Raw genomic sequence first — 16,339 nt, 5'->3', positions numbered from 1 at the left:
TCGGCAGCCTAGCACCCCGCGACTAGGCTGGGTGAGATGACCGAGCCGCAGTTCCCACGCCTGGATTTCGACGCGTTCTACCGCGGGGAGAGCCCCGCCGAGGGGGTGCCGGGCACCGCGACCGTGCCGTGGGACACCAAAGCGCCCAAAGAGAGCGTCATCGGCTGGCACGAGCGGGGCCTGGTGCGCGGGGCGGTGCTCGACGTCGGCTGCGGGCTCGGCGACAACGCCATCTACCTGGCCCGGCAGGGTTTCACCGTGACCGGGGTCGACATCTCGGCGACCGCGCTGATCACCGCCGAGCGTCGCGCCGCCGACGCGCAGGCGGACGTCCGGTTCGCCGTCGCCGACGCCACCGAGTTGGCCGGCTACACCGACGCGTTCGACACCGTCGTCGACAGCGGCATGTTCCACTGCCTGGCGCCCGCGGACCGGCCCCGCTACGCCGCCGCCGCGCACCGGGCCACCCGCAGCGGCGCGACACTGCTGCTGTCGTGTTTCAGCGACGCCAACCCGCCCGACGCCGAGCGCCCGCTGCCCGGTCTCACCGAAGCCCAGGTGCGCGAGGTGTGGGACGGGCCGGGCTGGCAGGTGGCGTCGCTGGAGCGGACCGCGGTGCACCGGGAGGGCTGGGGCGGCGAGATGCACTTCTTCTCGGTGCAGGCCACGCGGGTGCCGACGCGGTGAAACTGGAACCCAACCGGGCCCCGATCCTCGAGGCCTGCGACGCCGGACTGCTCGCCGGGGCGCTGACCCTGGTGTGGCAGCACGGAAAGGTGCTGCAGGTCAACGAGATCGGCTACCGCGACGTGGAAGCCCGGCTGCCGATGAGTCGCGACACGCTGTTTCGGATCGCCTCGATGACCAAACCGGTGACGGTCGCCGCGGCGTTGCGGCTGGCCGAGTCGGGCAAGCTGGCACTGCGCGACCCGATCACCCGCTGGGCTCCGGAGTTCGCGACGATGCGGGTGCTGGCCGACGCCGACGGCCCGTTGGAGAAGACGGTGGCCGCGCAGCGGACCATCACCGTCGAAGACCTGATGACCCACCGCTCCGGGCTGGCCTACGGGTTCACGGTGACCGGCCCGCTGGCCAAGGCCTACCGGCGGCTGCCGTTCGGGTCCGGCCCGGATGCCTGGCTGTCCGCGCTCGCCGAGCTGCCGCTCGCCCACCAGCCCGGAGAGCGACTGACCTACGGCCACGCCATCGACGTGCTGGGGGTGCTGCTGGCCCGGATCGAGGGCAAGCCGCTCGACCGGGTGCTCGACGAGCAGATCCTGGGCCCTCTCGGCATGGCCGACACCGCGTTCTTCGTGCCTGCGGCGCAGCGCGGCCGGGCCGCCACCATGTACAGCCTCGGCGACGATCTTCGGCTGCGCCACGACGTGATGGGCCCGCCGCCGATCACGGCGCCGGCGTTCCCCAACGCCGGCGGCGGCTTGTGGTCGACCGCCGACGACTATCTGCGGTTCGCCCGGATGCTGTTGGCCGACGGAGTGATCGACGGACAGCGGGTGCTGTCGGCGGCTTCGGTGCAGGCGATGCGCACCGATCGGCTGACCGCCGCGCAGAAGCGGGAACCGTTCCTGGGCGCCCCGTTTTGGGTCGGCCGCGGTTTCGGCCTGAACCTGTCGGTGGTCACCGACGCCGAGAGGTCACGCCCGCTGTACGGGCCCGGCGGCCCCGGCACGTTCGGCTGGCCGGGGGCGTACGGGACGTGGTGGCAGGCCGATCCGTCCGCGGAGTTGATCGTGCTGTATCTGGTGCAGAACCAGCCGGTGTTCTCCACGACGGCCGCCGCGGCGGTGGCGGGCAACACCGCGGTCACCAAATTACAAACCGCGCAACCGAAGTTCGTCTCCCGCACCTACCGCGCGCTGGTCGACTAGGCGGGCCGTACCGGCTCCAGGGCGGCCCCGGCGCCGCGGGCCGTGGCCAGTGCGTCCTCGCGCAACCGGGCGCGCTCCTCCGGTGTCCAGCGGGTGGTGGGTTCGACGACGAGGGTCTCGACGCGGTAGCCGAGCAGACTGAACACGTACTCCAGGTAGGGCCGCTGGAAGTCCTGCAGTTCGGGGTGGGTGCCGTCGTAGGCGCTGGATCGGGTCAGGATGAGCTGGGCGGGCCGGCCCTCCCCCAGTGTGCCGACGTGTTCGCCGCGCTCGTTGAGGGTGAAGCTGGCCATCGGCTGCACGATGACGTCGATCCATGCTTTCAGCGCGTGCGGCACATGCCAATTCCACATCGGCGACGACACCACCAGGCGGTCGAACCCGCGGACCCGGTCGATCTCGCCGAGCACGGCCGTCCAGATCTGTTTCTGCTCCGGGCTGCGCCGCTCACCGAGCAACGGCGCGAACTTGGCGATCGCGGCGTCCCGGCCGAACCGCAGCACCTCCTCGCCCCAGACCGAGAACCGTTCGACCTCGCCGACCGCGGCGGCCGGTGCCGCGGCGAGGAACTCCTCGGCCAGCGCCGAGGACAGCGAATCGTGTTGCTTGGGGCTGCCTTCCACCCACAGGGTCCGCATCGCGGCCGTCCTCAGATCATCGAGATCGGTGAGATCTTCACGCCGACCTCCAGAGCGCCGGCGAGTTCCCGGCTGACGTCGTAGTCGAAGACGACGTGCCCGCAGATGATGTCGACGTCGCGTTTGGCGCGTTGCAGCGGGTTGTCCAGGAAGTGCACGCTGGCCCCGGCCGCCTCGAGGAGGTCGGCGACGACGGCGCGGGACTCGTGGACGATGTGGGCGGCGGCGGCGCGGGCGTCGGCGCGGGCGGCGCGACCGACCCGCTCACCGGCGGTGACCGCGCCCTGGATCGAGCCCACCGTGTCGTCGAGGAGGCCGTGCAGGGCTCGCAGCCGCACCCGGGCCGAGCCGAGCCGGATCTGGGCGGCGGGCTGATCCTTCTGTGCGGCACCGCTGTAGGCCATCACCCGCTTGCTCAGCCGTTCGGCGAACAGGTCGGTCACCCGCTCGGCGGAGCCCAGGGCGGGCATCGCGGCGACCAGGGCGAGCGCGGGCACCATCGGCCAGCGGTAGGCGGCGGCGTCGTGCAGGGCCGCACCCGGTGTGGTGCCCCCGTAGATGTCGACGACGTTGACCAGCCGGTGGCCCGGCACCCAGACGTCGTCGGCGATGACGTCGTTGGAGCCGGTGGCGCGCATGCCCGCGGTGTGCCAGACGTCGGCGACGCTGATGTCGGCGGCGGGCACCAGCACCAGCGCGGGGAAGATGGCGTCGTCGGCGCCGCAGAGCGCCCCGACCAGGACCCAGTCGGCGTCCATGATCCCGGTGGCCCACGACCAGCGGCCGGTGAGCCGGTATCCGCCATTGCCGGCCGGGTCGGGCACCGCGCGTCCGGTCGGGGCCAGCGGCGCCGGGCAGAGCACCGGGCCGTCGGCGAACACCTCGTCCTGGGTGCGTTCGTCGAAGAGCGCCAGCATCCAGTTGTGCAGGGTGTAGAAGCCCAGCGTCCAGGCGCTGGAGGCACAGCCGTGCGCCATTCGGCGCACCGGGTCCAGGATCGCGGGGAACTCCGCCTGCGCACCGCCGTAGCGGGCTGGCAGCAGCAGTTCGGGCAGACCGGAGCTGCGGTAGTCGCTGATCGTGTCGGCCGGCAGCCGGCGCAGTTGTTCGGCCTCGGCGGCCCGTTCGCCGAGGCGGGTGATGAAGGCGTCGTCGATCCCGGCGGCCGGCGCGGATGTGGTCGTGGTCACGCTCCGGACATTACCATACCTTTTGGTACGGGGTGGGGTTCACCGCCGCAACATCAGCTCCAGGAACGCCTCGCGCCGGGCGGCGGCCCGCGGGTTGGGCCGTGAGCCGGCCAGGTGCAAAAACCCGATACCCGCGGCGAAGGTGGCGTTGGCGCGCATGTCGGCGTCGTCGCCGGCGAACCCGTCGTCGAGGAAGGCCTGGCGCACCGCGGCCACGATGCGGGCGTCCGAGCCGCGGACCGCGTCGGCCACGGCGTCGTCGCTGCGCGCCCACTCCCGCATCGCGCGCTCCAGCATCCAGTGCCGGGGGCTGACCAGCGAGGTCATCATCTTCGACAACCGTTGGCGAGGCGGCAATCCGGTGAGGTGGTCGAAGAGCTCGCGGTCCTCGTCGCGGAAGTCGGCCCAGGCCTCGATCAGGGCGCTGCGGTAGGTCTTCATGTCGGCGAAATGCCAATAGAAGCTGCCCTTGGTCACCCCGAGCCGGTTGCACAGCCGCTGGATGGTCAACGCCTTGATGCCGTCCTCGGCCAGGATGCGGAAGCCGGCCTGGACCCAGTCGCCCGCCGACATGCGGCCGGTTGCGCCGGCATCCGAGGCGGTCATGGCGCCCTACCCTAGCGATGCCCGGCGACGCCGGGGGCCGGTTGGGCTCAGCCCGGCTTGTGGGCGGTGGCCAACAGCCCCGGGATCGTCAGCCGGCCGCGCTCGTCGGTGGCCGCGGCCGGCGGCGCCGACCCGTCGGGCAGGCGGGTCGCGGCCGACTGCAGGTATGCGGTCCGGATCTCCCCCACCTGCCAGTGCCGCCCGAGGACGGCGCGCAACCCCGCCGCGCTGAACCGGGCCGGGCCTTCGCCACCGGCGGCGGGAAAGGCGTCGGCGGCGAAGGCCAGGACGTGCAGCTGCGCACCGCGTGCGGCGGCCCGCGACATCGCGGCCAGGTAGTCGTCGCGCCGCTCCGCCGGCAGCGCGTGCAGCAAGCCGCTGTCGACGATGGTGGTGAACCGGCCGTCGTATCCGGTCAGTTCGGTCACGTCGGCGGTCACGAATTGCGCAGTCAAGCCACGTGTCTCGGCGGCTGCGACGGCTGCGGACAGCGCCGTTTCCGACACGTCCATGCCGACCACGGTGTGGCCCCGGGCGGCGATCGCCAGGGTCAACTCCCCGTAACCGCAGCCGGCGTCGAGCACCTCCGAGCGCACCGCTCCGGGACGGTCCAGGAGGGCGGCCAGTTCCGGTTGGGGTTCGCCGATGCTCCAGGCGGGCGGCCGGTCCCCGCGGTAGGCGCGGTCCCAGTCGGTCGATTCCATGTCAGCTCGTGTCCTCTCCGGTCCGAACGAAGACGTTGCGGGATGCGGCCGCACCGACGACAGTGGATGACAGCGGTATCGGCAAAGGAGTCACCATGGATCTTCTCATCCTCGTCGGGCGCATTCTGTTCGCTGCCGTCTTCCTCGGTGGCGCACTGGGCCATTTCACCAACACCGCCGCGATGAGCGGCTACGCGGAGTCGATGGGGGTGCGTCCCGGGCGGTTGTTTGTGCTGGGCAGCGGCGTGTGGCAGCTTCTCGGCGGGCTCTCGGTGCTGCTGGGGGTCTGGACCGATGTGGGCGCGCTGATGCTGCTGGTGTTCCTGCTGCCGACCGCGGTGATCATGCACCGGTTCTGGGCTGCCGACGACGCCGAGACCCGGGCCGCCGAGCAGATCCACTTCAACAAGGACGTCTCGCTGGCCGGTGCGTCGCTCATCCTGCTGGGATTCGTGCTCAAGGCCGGTGACACCCTCGGCTACACGCTGACCGGACCGCTGCTGGGCTGACGGTCGCCGGCGACGCGGTCAGCCCCGCAGTGCGGCGGCGGCCATCTCGGCGAGCATCGCCGGGCGAGCGGCCATCTCGTCGAGGTAGACGCCCTGCACGCCCATCGCGCCGTCGCGGTAGCGGTGGTAGACGCCCTCGGCGATGCACCCGAGCCGCCACAGCGCGAAGGCGTGGTAGTAGCCGATGTCGCCGATGTCCAGGCCGGTGCGGCGCTGGTATTCGGCGATGATCCGCTCGGTCGGGGCGAAACCCTGTGCGGGGTCGGGAGCCCAACCGACCGGGCGCGGTGAGTCCCACATCGCCACCAGCCAGCCCAGGTCGGCGAGCACGTCGCCGACCGTGCACAGTTCCCAGTCCAGCACCGCACGGACACCGCCATCCGGACCGATGATGAGGTTTCCGGGCCGGTAGTCACCGTGGACAAGCCCGACGCTCTGCTCGGCGGGGATGTCGCGCCCCAACCGGCGCGCCACGTCGCGCAGCGCCCCGGTGGTGGCCTCGATGCGGTCCAGTTGCTGCCCCCACCGCCGCAGCTGTCGTTCGACGTAGCCGCCGGGACGACGCCACTGCGCGAACGGCGCACGGTCGCAATCGATCCGGTGAATGTGCACCAGGACGGCCACGACGTCGGCGGAGAACGCGGCGGGCCCGGACGCGGTCAGGGCGGCGGTGTCGTCGTCGCTGTTGAGGATGACCCCGTCGACGAAGTCCATCACGTAGAAGTCCGCGCCGGTCACCGCCGGGTCGCTGCAATGACCGGCCACGGCCGGGACCGGCACGGCGCTGCCGGCCAGCCCGGACAGGATCGCCTGTTCGCGCAGCACGTTGTGCGCCGAGGGCAGCACGGCGCCGGTCGGCGGGCGGCGCAGCACCCAGCGCCCGCCGGCGCGGTCGGTGACCACGTAGGTGAGGTTGGAGCGCCCGCCGAGCACCAGCTCGAACGCCAACGGCACTGTCACGCCGGGGATGTGGGCCAGAAACCAGTCGGTGACCGCGGCGGAGTCGATGCCTACCGGGTCACCGCTCACCGGTGCGCCGTCATCCGCGCCAGCGCGTCCTCGGTGAACACCGACAGGCCCAGTTCGGCGTGGTAGCCGTGGATCTCCTTGACATCGAGTTCCAACAGGAACCGCAGGATCTCCGGAGAGACCGTCTGGCCGGGGACCAGCACCGGGAACCCCGGCGGGTAGGGCACGACGAACGTGGTGGACACCAGCCGGCGGCCGGACTCGAGCACCGCGCCGGCCTTCTCCAGCGGGATGTGTTCGCGGTCGGTGTCGTCGTAGCCGGCGTAGAACGCGGTGCGCATGTCGCCGAACGCGCCGGTCGGTTCGGGGCGGAACGCGTCGTCGAAGCTGCTGAAGTCCGGCAGCGGCGGCAGTCCGTCGGTGATCGCGGCGACGCGGTGGCGGTGCAGCGCGGCGTCTTCGGCGCCGGCCTGCTCGGCGGCGCGTTCGAAGTCGATGGCCACCCGGCGCAGCGCGTCGAGCAGGTAGTGGACGCTGGACCAGGTGGCGCCGATGGTGAAGATCAGCAGCACGCTGTTGATCGAGGTCTTGTTGATCTGGATGCCGAAGCGTTCCATCAGGATCTTCTCCCGGAACGCGTAGCCGGTCATCCCGGTATTGCCGACGAACAGGGTCGCCCGGGTCGGGTCGAGCACGAATTCATCGGAGCGCCAAGCCTCGTTCCATTCGGCCAGCGCGCCCTGACGCACCTGCCGGTAGGACTGCACCGCCGAGGCGCGGAATTCCTCGGGCACCAGGTCGAATTCGTCGAGGATGCGGAACCATTTACTGATCAACGGGTCCCGGCGGATGCGGTACCGGAACACCAGCGCCATGTCGTAGACCCCGCGGACCATCTGAAAGCCCTCCAGGTCCACCTGGCGGCGGGCCAGGTCCAGCGAGGCCAGCAGCTGCTGGTTCGGGGAGGTGGAGGTGTGGGTCAGGAACGCCTCGGCGAACGAGTCGCGGTGCCCGCCGAAATCCTGGTCGCGGACGTGGATCATCGACGCCTGCCGCAGCGCTGACAGCGACTTGTGGGTGGAGTGGGTGGCGTACACCCGCACCCGGGCCTTGTCCGGGTCGGGCAGCAGCCGCTGGGTCAGCCAGTGCGCACGGTCCTCCCCCGGCTCGAAGCCACTCATCCCGTCGCGCCAGGCGCGGTACTCCTCGGCGTACTCGGGTGAGGCGAGCCGGTTCTCCAGCCGCTCGGCGGCGATCATCGCGGTCCGCTGCCGCGACCAGGGCACCGCGGTGGCGAAGGCGTACCAGGCCTCGTCCCACAGGAAACAGATGTCGGGTTTGATCGCGAGCACTTCCTCCATCACCCGCAGCGGGTTGTAGACCACGCCGTCGAAGGTGCAGTTGGTCAGCAGCAACATCCGCACCCGGTCGAGTTGGCCGGCCGCCTCCAGGTCCAGCAGCGTCTTCTTCACGGTGTGCAGCGACACTCCGCCGTAGATCGCGTACGGCGCCAGCGGATAGGCGTCCAGGTACAGCGGGTAGGCCCCGGCCAGCACCAGCCCGTAGTGGTGGGATTTGTGGCAGTTGCGGTCGATCAGCACGATGTCGCCGGGCCGGGTGAGCGCCTGCACGACGATCTTGTTGGCGGTCGAGGTGCCGTTGGTGACGAAGTAGCTCTGGTGGGAGTTCCAGGTCAGCGCCGCCTTGTCCATGGCCGCACGGATGTTGCCCTGCGGATCCAGCAGCGAGTCCAATCCTCCTGAGGTGGTGGAGGTTTCGGCCATGAAGATGTTACGGCCGTAGAACTCGCCCATATCCTGCAGGGATTTGGAGTTGAAGATCGAGGCCCCGCGGGCCACCGGCAGGGCGTGGAACTGGCCGACCGGCTCCTCAGCGTAGCTGCGCAGCGCGTCGAAGAACGGGGTGGCGAACCGCTTGCGGATCCCGGCGAGCACCGTGGAGTGCAGGTCGGTCACGTCGTTGAGCCGGTAGAAGGTGCGGTCGTAGACGTCGGGTTCGACGGTGGTATCCGCGGCGATCGATTCGTCGGTGAGCAGGTAGCGGTCGATGTGCGGGCGAAGTTCGCGGATCCATTCGGCGCATTCGAACGCGTCGTGGGTGCAGTCGGCGGCCACCGCGTCGTCGTTGGCGCCCAGCAGTGCGGTCATCAACGGCAGCCGGTCGCGGGACCGCAACGGCAGATCGTGGCGGATGATGGCGGCCTGGATCTCGCCGTTGAGGGCGACCGCCGTGATGACGTCTTCGATGCTGGTCATCACCAGCAGTTCGAACCGGATGTCGTCGGCGGGGTCGTGCAGGGCGCGCAGGCTGCCCGCGAGGCTCTCCGGTGCGTCCGGTGAGTAGTCGTCGCCGAGTACCACGGTGTAGAACTGCTGCTGCTTGGTCTGCGCCACCAGTTCCTGTTCGGCCAGCGGGACGGTGGTGTCGAACAGGGCGGCGCGGTCGCCGTACTCCGACAGCAGTCGCACCGCCAGCGAGACCTCGTCGGTGAGCCGGATGGTCTTGTTCTCCTCGAGGTAGCGGCGGAACTTCGCCAGGTTCGCCGCCCCGGGGTACAGCCAGTAGCGCTCGTAGGCGCCGATGCGGTCCAGCAGCCGTTTCACCCGGTTGGCGTGGTGGGTGATGTCCCGGCGGGCCCGGTTGACCTCGGCCAGCTGCCGGCAGGCGTCGTCGAGCAGGTTCCAGGTGTCCACCCGCGAGTACGACGGGTTGGCCACTGCGGCCAGTGCCGACACCCGAAGTCGCCGGGGCCGTTCCCGGTCGCCGATCATGCCTGTACCCGCGGTTCGAATATGGAGGCCACGGCCGACATTGTCCCGTGTCCTCGCACCGGATGGGCGGGTTTGGCGTTCCCCGCACGGCGCGCGGGTGACCGGGCCCGCTACCCGGTGCGGAAGTCGGCGATCACGGCTGGGGCGTGGCTTTCGGCGGTGCGTCGGGTCCCTCGTCGCCGGCGGGGCCCGGCCGGCGAACCGCCTCGGCGGCGGCGCGGATCTGCGGGGTCACCAGCATCACCTGTCCCAGCACGCCGTTGACGAAGCCCGGCGAGTCGTCGGTGGACAGTTTCTTGGCCAGCTCGACGGCCTCGTCGACCGCGACCGGCTCGGGCACGTCCTCGGCGTGCAGCAGCTCCCACACCGCCACCCGCAGGATCGCCCGGTCCACCGCGGGCAGCCGTTCCAGCAGCCAGCCCTGCAGATGCGAGCTGATCAGGTCGTCGATGTGCGGGCCGTGCTCGGTGACCCCGTGCGCCACCGTGACCGTGTACGGGTGCGGTGGGCTGACGTCGGGGTTCGCCGCGGCCAGCTCGCGGCGGGCGTCGGCGGCCGCGGCCGGGCTCACCCCACGCGCCTCGGCCTCGAAGAGCAGGTCCACGGCGCGTTTGCGGGCCTGGTGACGGCCCCGCACCGGTTTGCCGTCAGGCATCGGGCAGGCTCACCCGCTGACCCGGCCCAGGTAACTGCCGTCCCGGGTGTCGACCTTGACCTTGTCGCCGGTGTTGAGGAACAGCGGCACGTTGATCTGCGCCCCGGTCTCCACGGTGGCCGGTTTGGTGCCCGCGTTGGACCGGTCGCCCTGCAGCCCGGGGTCGGTGTGGGTGATCTCCAGTTCGACGCTGACCGGCAGCTCCAGGTAGAGCGGCGCACCGTTGTGGAAGGCGATCTGCACCGGCATGCTCTCCAGCAGGAAGTCGGCGGCGGTGCCCACCATGGTGGCCGGCAGCGGGTGCTGCTCGTAGTCGGCGCTGTCCATGAACACGAAGTCGGCGCCGTCGCGGTACAGGTAGGTGGCGTCGCGGCGGTCCACGGTGGCGGTCTCCACCTTCACCCCGGCGTTGTAGGTCTTGTCCACGGTCTTGCCGGAGACGACGTTCTTGAGCTTGGTCCGCACGAACGCCGGGCCCTTGCCGGGTTTGACGTGCTGGAACTCGACGATCTGCCACAGTTGGCCGTCGATGACCAACACCAGTCCGTTCTTGAAGTCGGCGGTCGATGCCACGGTCTTCTCTGTCTCCTAAACGACGGCCAGTTCCTTCGGGAACCGGGTCAGCACTTCCGGGGTCTGCCCCGAGTCCCCCACGATCAGCGTGTCCTCGATCCGGACACCGCCGCGGTCGGGCAGATAGACGCCGGGCTCCACCGTTACCGCGGAGCCAGCAAGCAGTGTACCGGCGGCGCTGGCGTTGATTCCGGGCGCTTCGTGGATCTGCAGGCCCACGCCGTGGCCCAGCCCGTGCGGGAAGCGCTCCGCATGCCCGGCGTCGGCGATCACGTCGCGGGCGGCGGCGTCGACGTCGCGGAGCGCGGCCCCGGCGACCGCGGCCACCGCGCCGGCCCGCTGCGCGGTGGCGACCAGTTCGTAGAGTTCGCGCTGCCAGTCGGCCGCGCGTCCCAGGACGAACGTGCGGGTCATGTCGGAGTGGTAGCCGGCCACCAGCGCGCCGAAGTCGATCTTGACGAAGTCGCCGGTCGCCAGCACCGCCTCGGTGGGCCGGTGATGCGGGATCGCGGAGTGGGCTCCGGCCGCGACGATCGTCTCGAACGACGCGCCGTCGGCGCCGTGCTCGACCATCAGGGCCTCCAGGTCGCGGGCGACCTGCCGTTCGGTGCGGCCGGCGCGCAGGCCGCCGTGTGCGACCAGGTCGCGCAGCGCGGCGTCGGCGGCCGCGCAGGCCCGGCGCAGCAGCGCCACCTCGTCGGGGCCCTTGATCTCGCGCAGCGGTTCCACCAGCCGCGGGGCGCGCACCAGCTCGGCGCCGTCGGGCAGATCGGCGGTCAGGGCGTCGAGTCCGTCGACGGTGACCACGTGGCTTTCGAAACCCAGCCGGCGCGTGCCCGCGGCGGCGGCCCGGCCGGCCAGGTGCCTGCCGACCGCGCGGTCGATGGCCACCTCGACGTCGGGGGCCTGCGCGGCCGCCTGGGTGCGGTAGCGGCCGTCGGTGGCCAGCACGGTCGGCGTGTCGTCGGCGAAGACCAGCAGCGCGGCGTTGGATCCGGTGAATCCGCTGAGGTAGCGCACGTTGACCAGGTCGGTGACCAGCAGTGCGTCGATGTCGGCGGTTCCGATCCGGTCGCGCAGGGCGGCTCGACGGTGGGAATGTGTCACGCCCCGGAACGGTACTCGTTACGCTGTGGCCTCATGACCAACAACTGGCTGCTGCGCGGGCTGGTCTTCGCGGCGGGGATGATCGTGATCCGGCTGATCCAGGGTGTGCTGATCAACACCTTCGAGATGCACGCGACGCTGATCAGTGTGCTGCTGCTGCTCGTCTTTGTCGCCGGTGTGGCGGTGTGGGCCTACGCCGACGGCCGCGAGGACGCCAAGGCCACCGCCGACCCGGAGCGTCGCACCGACCTGGCGATGACCTGGCTGCTGGCCGGGCTGGTGGCCGGGGTGCTCGGCGGCGCGGTCGTCTGGCTGTTCTCCCTGTTCGATGAGGGCATCTACGCCGGGTCGCTGATCAACGAGTTGACCACGTTCGCGTCGTTCACCGCGCTGCTGACCTGGGTTCCTGCGGTGGCCGCGGTCGCCGTCGGCCGCTGGCAGGTGGACCGGGAGTACGAGAAGAACCCCGAGCTGCGCCGCCGGCGTCCCGATGACGACGACGACCGCGCCGACACCGATGTGTTCGCCGCGGTCGGCGGCGAACCGGCCGAAGCCGAGGCCACCGAGACGGTCGATCCGGCCGCGAGCGCCGAGACCACCGAGCTGGCGCCCGCCGGTGAGGAGCAGACCACCGCGATCGCGACGCTGCCCGATTTCGAGAAGACCGAACCGAAGAAGCGCTGGTGGCAGCGGAGCAAGAAGACCGCGGCCGCACCGACCGTGCCCGCGCCGACCGCCTACACGATGGACCAGACCCAGCCGGTCGAGACCGACCAGGCCGGGCAGGCCGAGGAGACGGTCCGCATCGACGCCGACGGCTCCGCGGAGCCGACCACCGAGATCCCGGCGGTCTCCCCCGCCGAGGACGAGCAGACCACCGAGATCGACCGCGGCGAGCAGCCCTAGCCGGCCGTGGGCCCGTCTGCCAGGTAGCGCAGGGCCAGCAGGTAGCCCTGCACGCCGAGGCCGACGATGACCCCGGCGGCGACCGGGCTCAGATAGGAGTGGTGGCGGAACTCCTCGCGGGCGAACACGTTCGAGATGTGCACCTCGATCAGGGGGGCGGTCAGTTCGGCGCAGGCATCACGCAGCGCCACCGAGGTGTGGGTCAGCCCGCCGGCGTTGAGGATCACCGGTTCGCCCGCGTCGGCGGCCCGATGGATCCAGCCGAGCAGTTCGGCTTCGCTGTCGGTCTGGCGGACCTCCGCGGTCAGCCCCAGCGCCTCGGCTTCGCGTCGCACCAGCGCGGCGAGATCCTCATGGCTGAGCGCGCCGTAGACGTCGGGCTCCCGGCGGCCGAGCCGGCCCAGGTTGGGCCCGTTGAGCACCTGCACCGTCACCACGGCCGCGCCACCTCCGCGTAGGCGGCGGCCAGCAGCGTCGGGTCCGGGCCCTCCAGCCGGCCGGGCTTGCCGAGTCCGTCGAGGACCACGAACCGCATCACCCCGGCCCGGCTCTTCTTGTCGCCGGCCATGTACTCCATAAGTTTCGGTAAGGCGTTGGCGTGGTAGGTGTCCGGCAATCCGATTGCACGGATGATGCGGCGGTGCCGATCGGCGGTGGCGTCGTCGAGCCGCCCGGCCAGCCGGGCCAGTTCGGCGGCGAACACCAGGCCGACCGCGACGGCGTCGCCGTGGCGCCAGCGGTAGTTCTCCAGCGCCTCGATGGCGTGCGCCAGGGTGTGGCCGTAGTTGAGGATCTCGCGCAGTTCCGATTCCTTCTCGTCGGCGGCGACCACCTCGGCCTTGACCGCGATCGCGCGCCGGATCAATTCTCCCAGAACCGGTTTGGTGGGGTCGACGGCGGCTTCGGGGTCGGCTTCGATGAGGTCGAGGATCACCGGGTCGGCGATGAACCCGGCCTTGACCACCTCGGCCATCCCGGTCACGATCTCGCGCGGCGGCAGGGTCTCCAGGGTGGCCAGGTCGACGACGACCGCGTCGGGCTGGTGGAACGCGCCCACCAGGTTCTTGCCCGCATCGGTGTTGATCCCGGTCTTGCCGCCGATCGCGGCGTCGACCATCGCTAGCAGGGTGGTGGGCACGTGCACGATCGACACCCCCCGCAACCAGGTCGCGGCGGCGAACCCGGCCACATCGGTCGCGGCCCCGCCGCCCAGGCTGACCAGGGCGTCCTTGCGGCCCAACCCGATTCGTCCCAGCACATCCCAGATGAACCCGAGGACCGGCAACTCCTTGCCGTCCTCGGCGTCGGCGATCTCGACGCGGTGCGCGTCGATCCCGGTGTCGGCCAGGTGCGCGCGGATCGCCTCGGCGGTGGCCGCCAGCGTCGGCTGGTACAGGATCGCCACCCGGTGGCGGCCCTGCAGCAGCTCGGCCAGGTCGCCGAGCAGACCGGTTCCGATCACCACCGGGTAGGGCGGGTCGGTCTGCACCTGCACGGTGACCGGTTCGGGCTGAGTCATTCACGGACCTCGGTTCGTCGGGCGGCCAGCGCTGCCGCGGTGGCCGGCGTGGGCTTGGTGTCGGGGACGGGTTTGGGTTTCTGCAGCCGGGAGACGATCTGGCGGACGACCGCGCCCGGGTTGCGGCGGTTGGTGTTGATCCGCACGGTCGCGACCTTGCGGTACAGCGGCGCCCGCTCGGCCATCAGCGCACGGTACTTCTCGGCCCGGTCCGGCCCGGCCAGCAGCGGGCGAACCGTGCTGCCGCCGGTGCGCCGCACCCCTTCGGCCAGTGAGATGTCCAGGTAGACCACGGTGTGCCCGGCCAACGCGTCCCGGACCCCGGCGGTGGTGATGGCGCCGCCGCCCAGCGACAGGACCCCGTCGTGCTCGGCGAGGGCGGCGCGCACCACCTCTTCCTCGATGCGGCGGAAGCCGGGTTCGCCGTCGGTGGCGAAGATGTCGGCGATGGTGCGGCCGGTCCGCTGTTCGATCGCGACGTCGGTGTCGAGCATCGGCACGCCGAGGGCCTTGGCCAGCCGCCGACCGATCGTGGACTTGCCCGATCCGGGCAGCCCCACCAGTACGGCCCGCGGCGCCATCGCCCCGGCTACCCTGACGCTCGGTGCGCGGCCGGTTGCTGTTCGGCGACCGCCCGCAGGTACGCGTCGATGTTGCGGCGGGTCTCGGTCAGCGAGTCCCCGCCGAATTTCGCCAGCGCGGCCCGGGCCAGCACCAGCGCCACCATGGTCTCGGCGACCACCCCGGCTGCCGGTACCGCGCAGACGTCGGAGCGCTGGTGGATGGCGACGGCCTCTTCACCGGTGGCCATGTCGACGGTGGCCAGCGCCCGCGGCACGGTGGAGATCGGTTTCATCGCGGCGCGCACCCGCACCGGCTGGCCGTTGGTCATGCCGCCCTCCAGGCCGCCGGCCCGATTGGTGGAGCGCCCCACCCCGTCGGCGCCGGGGTACATCTCGTCGTGGGCGGCGCTGCCGCGCCTGCGGGCGGTGGCGAAGCCGTCGCCGATCTCGACGCCCTTGATCGCCTGGATCCCCATCACCGCCCCGGCGAGTTGGCTGTCCAGCCGGTTGTCGCCGCTGGTGAACGAGCCGAGGCCGACCGGAAGGCCGGTGGCGACCACCTCCACCACCCCGCCGAGGGTGTCGCCGTCGGCCTTGGCGGCCTCGATCTCGGCGATCATCGACTCCTCGGCCGCCTTGTCGTGGGCCCGCACCGGGCTGGCGTCGATGGCCGGCAGGTCGCCGGCCTGCGGCGGCGGCCCGGTGTAGGGCTCGGAGGCGCCGATCGCGATGACGTGGGACAGCACCTCCACGCCGAGCGCCTCGCGCAGGAAGGCCCGGGCGACGGTGCCCGCGGCGACCCGGGCGGCGGTCTCCCGGGCGCTGGCCCGCTCGAGCACCGGGCGGGCGTCGTCGAAGCCGTACTTGAGCATGCCGGCGTAGTCGGCGTGGCCGGGCCGCGGCCGGGTCAGCGGGGCGTTGCGCGCCACCTCCAGGTCGGCCGGGTCGACCGGGTCCGGCGACATCACGGCCTGCCATTTGGGCCATTCGGTGTTGCCGATCTCCACCGCGATCGGCCCGCCCAGGGTGATGCCGTGCCGGACCCCGGCCAGCACGCTGACCTGGTCCTGCTCGAACTTCATCCGGGCGCCACGGCCGTAACCGAGCCGGCGGCGGGCCAGTTGGGCGGCGATGTCGTCGGCGGTGACGGGGACACCGGCGACCATGCCCTCGACCACGGCGATCAGGGCGCGGCCGTGGGATTCACCGGCGGTAGTCCATCGCAACACGCGTCCCATCTTCCCATGCGGGCGTGGTGCGGGGAAAACCGCCGGGCGCTCACAGCACCGTCAGCGCGACGGCCGCGACGCCGGTCAGCGCCATCGCCGGGGCGTGCGGCACGGCGGCTACCCCGCGCCGCGCCGCGAGCAATCCCCAACCGGCGGTCAGCAGCGGCGCGCCGAGCGCGGCCAGCGTCCACACCGCCGGGCCGAAACAGCCGGTGATCGCCCCGACGCCCAGCGCCAGTTTCACGTCTCCGCCGCCGAGCCCGGCCGGCCGCAGCAGGTGAACCAGCAGATACAGCCCGGCCAGGCCGGCCGCGCCGGCCAGCGCGGGCAGCCCCCGACCCAGCAGCCCGGCGCCGGCCAGCGCCGCGGCCGCGCCGGGCAGGGTCAGCGTGTCGGGCAGCCGCCGGTCGCGCAGGTCGCACCAGGTCAGTGTCACCAGCCAGGCCAGCGCCGCCAGGCCCAGGCCCGCCCGTAGCGCCACCGCAGCAGT

Annotated in this window: 17 protein-coding genes and 1 pseudogene; 4 read left to right on the top strand and 14 right to left on the bottom strand. The window is 71.6% G+C overall.

The features are described from left to right. Nucleotides 1-36 precede the first annotated feature (36 nt). Both AWC30_RS01970 and AWC30_RS01965 read left to right on the top strand, forming a co-directional pair. Nucleotides 37-687 (top strand): class I SAM-dependent methyltransferase, encoded by a 651-nt coding sequence (locus AWC30_RS01970; RefSeq protein WP_085108107.1) that lies wholly within the window; start codon nucleotides 37-39, stop codon nucleotides 685-687. Then, on the top strand, nucleotides 684-1,889 hold the full coding sequence (locus tag AWC30_RS01965) for a serine hydrolase domain-containing protein (RefSeq protein ID WP_085108104.1): 1,206 nt from the start codon (nucleotides 684-686) through the stop codon (nucleotides 1,887-1,889). Before AWC30_RS01970 ends, AWC30_RS01965 begins: the two co-directional genes overlap by 4 nt. On the opposite strand, the gene AWC30_RS01960 is transcribed toward AWC30_RS01965, so the two are convergent. The 4 genes from AWC30_RS01960 to AWC30_RS01945 are packed head-to-tail and all read right to left on the bottom strand — an operon-like array spanning nucleotide 1,886 to nucleotide 5,027. Beyond that, complete coding sequence (locus AWC30_RS01960) at nucleotides 1,886-2,527, bottom strand: NAD(P)H-dependent oxidoreductase (protein WP_085108100.1); 642 nt, start codon at nucleotides 2,525-2,527, stop codon at nucleotides 1,886-1,888. The two genes, AWC30_RS01965 and AWC30_RS01960, sit on opposite strands and share 4 nt — an antisense overlap. A gap of 11 nt (nucleotides 2,528-2,538) precedes the next feature. Further along, nucleotides 2,539-3,717, bottom strand: coding sequence for an acyl-CoA dehydrogenase family protein (locus AWC30_RS01955; protein WP_085108097.1), 1,179 nt, complete (start codon nucleotides 3,715-3,717; stop codon nucleotides 2,539-2,541). A gap of 39 nt (nucleotides 3,718-3,756) precedes the next feature. Next, entirely contained in the window at nucleotides 3,757-4,323 is a 567-nt protein-coding gene (locus AWC30_RS01950) for a TetR/AcrR family transcriptional regulator (RefSeq protein ID WP_085108094.1), read from the bottom strand. 47 nt (nucleotides 4,324-4,370) lie between these two features. Beyond that, nucleotides 4,371-5,027 (bottom strand): class I SAM-dependent methyltransferase, encoded by a 657-nt coding sequence (locus AWC30_RS01945; protein WP_085108091.1) that lies wholly within the window; start codon nucleotides 5,025-5,027, stop codon nucleotides 4,371-4,373. Nucleotides 5,028-5,122: 95 nt separating this feature from the next. Here AWC30_RS01945 and AWC30_RS01940 point away from each other — a divergent pair, with 95 nt between their 5' ends. Then, entirely contained in the window at nucleotides 5,123-5,536 is a 414-nt protein-coding gene (locus AWC30_RS01940; protein ID WP_085108620.1) for a DoxX family protein, read from the top strand. Nucleotides 5,537-5,554: 18 nt separating this feature from the next. Here the strand turns inward: AWC30_RS01940 and AWC30_RS01935 are convergent, their stop codons facing one another. From AWC30_RS01935 to AWC30_RS01915, 5 genes are all read right to left on the bottom strand, one after another. Further along, complete coding sequence (locus AWC30_RS01935; RefSeq protein WP_085108088.1) at nucleotides 5,555-6,565, bottom strand: phosphotransferase family protein; 1,011 nt, start codon at nucleotides 6,563-6,565, stop codon at nucleotides 5,555-5,557. Continuing rightward, nucleotides 6,562-9,297, bottom strand: coding sequence for an aminotransferase class I/II-fold pyridoxal phosphate-dependent enzyme (locus tag AWC30_RS01930; RefSeq protein WP_085108085.1), 2,736 nt, complete (start codon nucleotides 9,295-9,297; stop codon nucleotides 6,562-6,564). The genes AWC30_RS01935 and AWC30_RS01930 overlap by 4 nt, the downstream gene beginning before the upstream one ends. A gap of 133 nt (nucleotides 9,298-9,430) precedes the next feature. After that, nucleotides 9,431-9,952, bottom strand: coding sequence for a transcription antitermination factor NusB (gene nusB, locus AWC30_RS01925; protein WP_085108081.1), 522 nt, complete (start codon nucleotides 9,950-9,952; stop codon nucleotides 9,431-9,433). A gap of 9 nt (nucleotides 9,953-9,961) precedes the next feature. Next, on the bottom strand, nucleotides 9,962-10,525 hold the full coding sequence (gene efp / locus AWC30_RS01920) for an elongation factor P (RefSeq protein ID WP_085108078.1): 564 nt from the start codon (nucleotides 10,523-10,525) through the stop codon (nucleotides 9,962-9,964). Between the two features lie 15 nt (nucleotides 10,526-10,540). Continuing rightward, complete coding sequence (locus AWC30_RS01915) at nucleotides 10,541-11,632, bottom strand: M24 family metallopeptidase (protein ID WP_085108075.1); 1,092 nt, start codon at nucleotides 11,630-11,632, stop codon at nucleotides 10,541-10,543. A 48-nt stretch (nucleotides 11,633-11,680) separates the two neighbouring features. On the opposite strand from AWC30_RS01915, the pseudogene AWC30_RS17960 reads away from it, so the two are divergent. Further along, nucleotides 11,681-12,301: pseudogene (locus AWC30_RS17960) on the top strand (B-4DMT family transporter); the annotation flags it as partial. Nucleotides 12,302-12,534: 233 nt separating this feature from the next. Here AWC30_RS17960 and aroQ read toward each other — a convergent pair. Genes aroQ through AWC30_RS01885 form a run of 5 tightly spaced genes read right to left on the bottom strand, consistent with a single transcriptional unit; the run spans nucleotide 12,535 to nucleotide 16,330 of the window. Next, on the bottom strand, nucleotides 12,535-12,972 hold the full coding sequence (gene aroQ, locus AWC30_RS01905; protein ID WP_085108616.1) for a type II 3-dehydroquinate dehydratase: 438 nt from the start codon (nucleotides 12,970-12,972) through the stop codon (nucleotides 12,535-12,537). Further along, entirely contained in the window at nucleotides 12,969-14,057 is a 1,089-nt protein-coding gene (aroB, locus tag AWC30_RS01900; RefSeq protein WP_085108072.1) for a 3-dehydroquinate synthase, read from the bottom strand. Before aroB ends, aroQ begins: the two co-directional genes overlap by 4 nt. After that, nucleotides 14,054-14,638 (bottom strand): shikimate kinase, encoded by a 585-nt coding sequence (locus AWC30_RS01895; RefSeq protein WP_085108069.1) that lies wholly within the window; start codon nucleotides 14,636-14,638, stop codon nucleotides 14,054-14,056. Before AWC30_RS01895 ends, aroB begins: the two co-directional genes overlap by 4 nt. An 8-nt stretch (nucleotides 14,639-14,646) precedes the next feature. Then, entirely contained in the window at nucleotides 14,647-15,849 is a 1,203-nt protein-coding gene (gene aroC / locus AWC30_RS01890) for a chorismate synthase (protein WP_085108614.1), read from the bottom strand. A 49-nt stretch (nucleotides 15,850-15,898) separates the two neighbouring features. Then, on the bottom strand, nucleotides 15,899-16,330 hold the full coding sequence (locus AWC30_RS01885) for a prepilin peptidase (protein ID WP_234807904.1): 432 nt from the start codon (nucleotides 16,328-16,330) through the stop codon (nucleotides 15,899-15,901). Between the last annotated feature and the right edge of the window lie 9 nt (nucleotides 16,331-16,339).

This window comes from Mycolicibacillus trivialis, assembly GCF_002102395.1.
GTDB classification, from domain to species: Bacteria; Actinomycetota; Actinomycetes; order Mycobacteriales; family Mycobacteriaceae; genus Mycobacterium; species Mycobacterium triviale.
Note: the sequence above shows the minus strand (reverse complement) of the source record. Positions and strands in the feature narration are given on the sequence as shown.

Excerpts from the sequence above, each read along its gene's own strand:
- AWC30_RS01970 (WP_085108107.1), top strand. The coding sequence starts at position 37 with ATGACCGAGCCGCAGTTCCCACGCCTGGATTTCGACGCGTTCTACCGC.
- AWC30_RS01960 (WP_085108100.1), bottom strand. The coding sequence starts at position 2,527 with ATGCGGACCCTGTGGGTGGAAGGCAGCCCCAAGCAACACGATTCGCTG.
- AWC30_RS01950 (WP_085108094.1), bottom strand. The coding sequence starts at position 4,323 with ATGACCGCCTCGGATGCCGGCGCAACCGGCCGCATGTCGGCGGGCGAC.
- AWC30_RS01945 (WP_085108091.1), bottom strand. The coding sequence starts at position 5,027 with ATGGAATCGACCGACTGGGACCGCGCCTACCGCGGGGACCGGCCGCCC.
- AWC30_RS01940 (WP_085108620.1), top strand. The coding sequence starts at position 5,123 with ATGGATCTTCTCATCCTCGTCGGGCGCATTCTGTTCGCTGCCGTCTTC.
- AWC30_RS01930 (WP_085108085.1), bottom strand. The coding sequence starts at position 9,297 with ATGATCGGCGACCGGGAACGGCCCCGGCGACTTCGGGTGTCGGCACTG.
- nusB (WP_085108081.1), bottom strand. The coding sequence starts at position 9,952 with ATGCCTGACGGCAAACCGGTGCGGGGCCGTCACCAGGCCCGCAAACGC.
- aroB (WP_085108072.1), bottom strand. The coding sequence starts at position 14,057 with ATGACTCAGCCCGAACCGGTCACCGTGCAGGTGCAGACCGACCCGCCC.
- AWC30_RS01895 (WP_085108069.1), bottom strand. The coding sequence starts at position 14,638 with ATGGCGCCGCGGGCCGTACTGGTGGGGCTGCCCGGATCGGGCAAGTCC.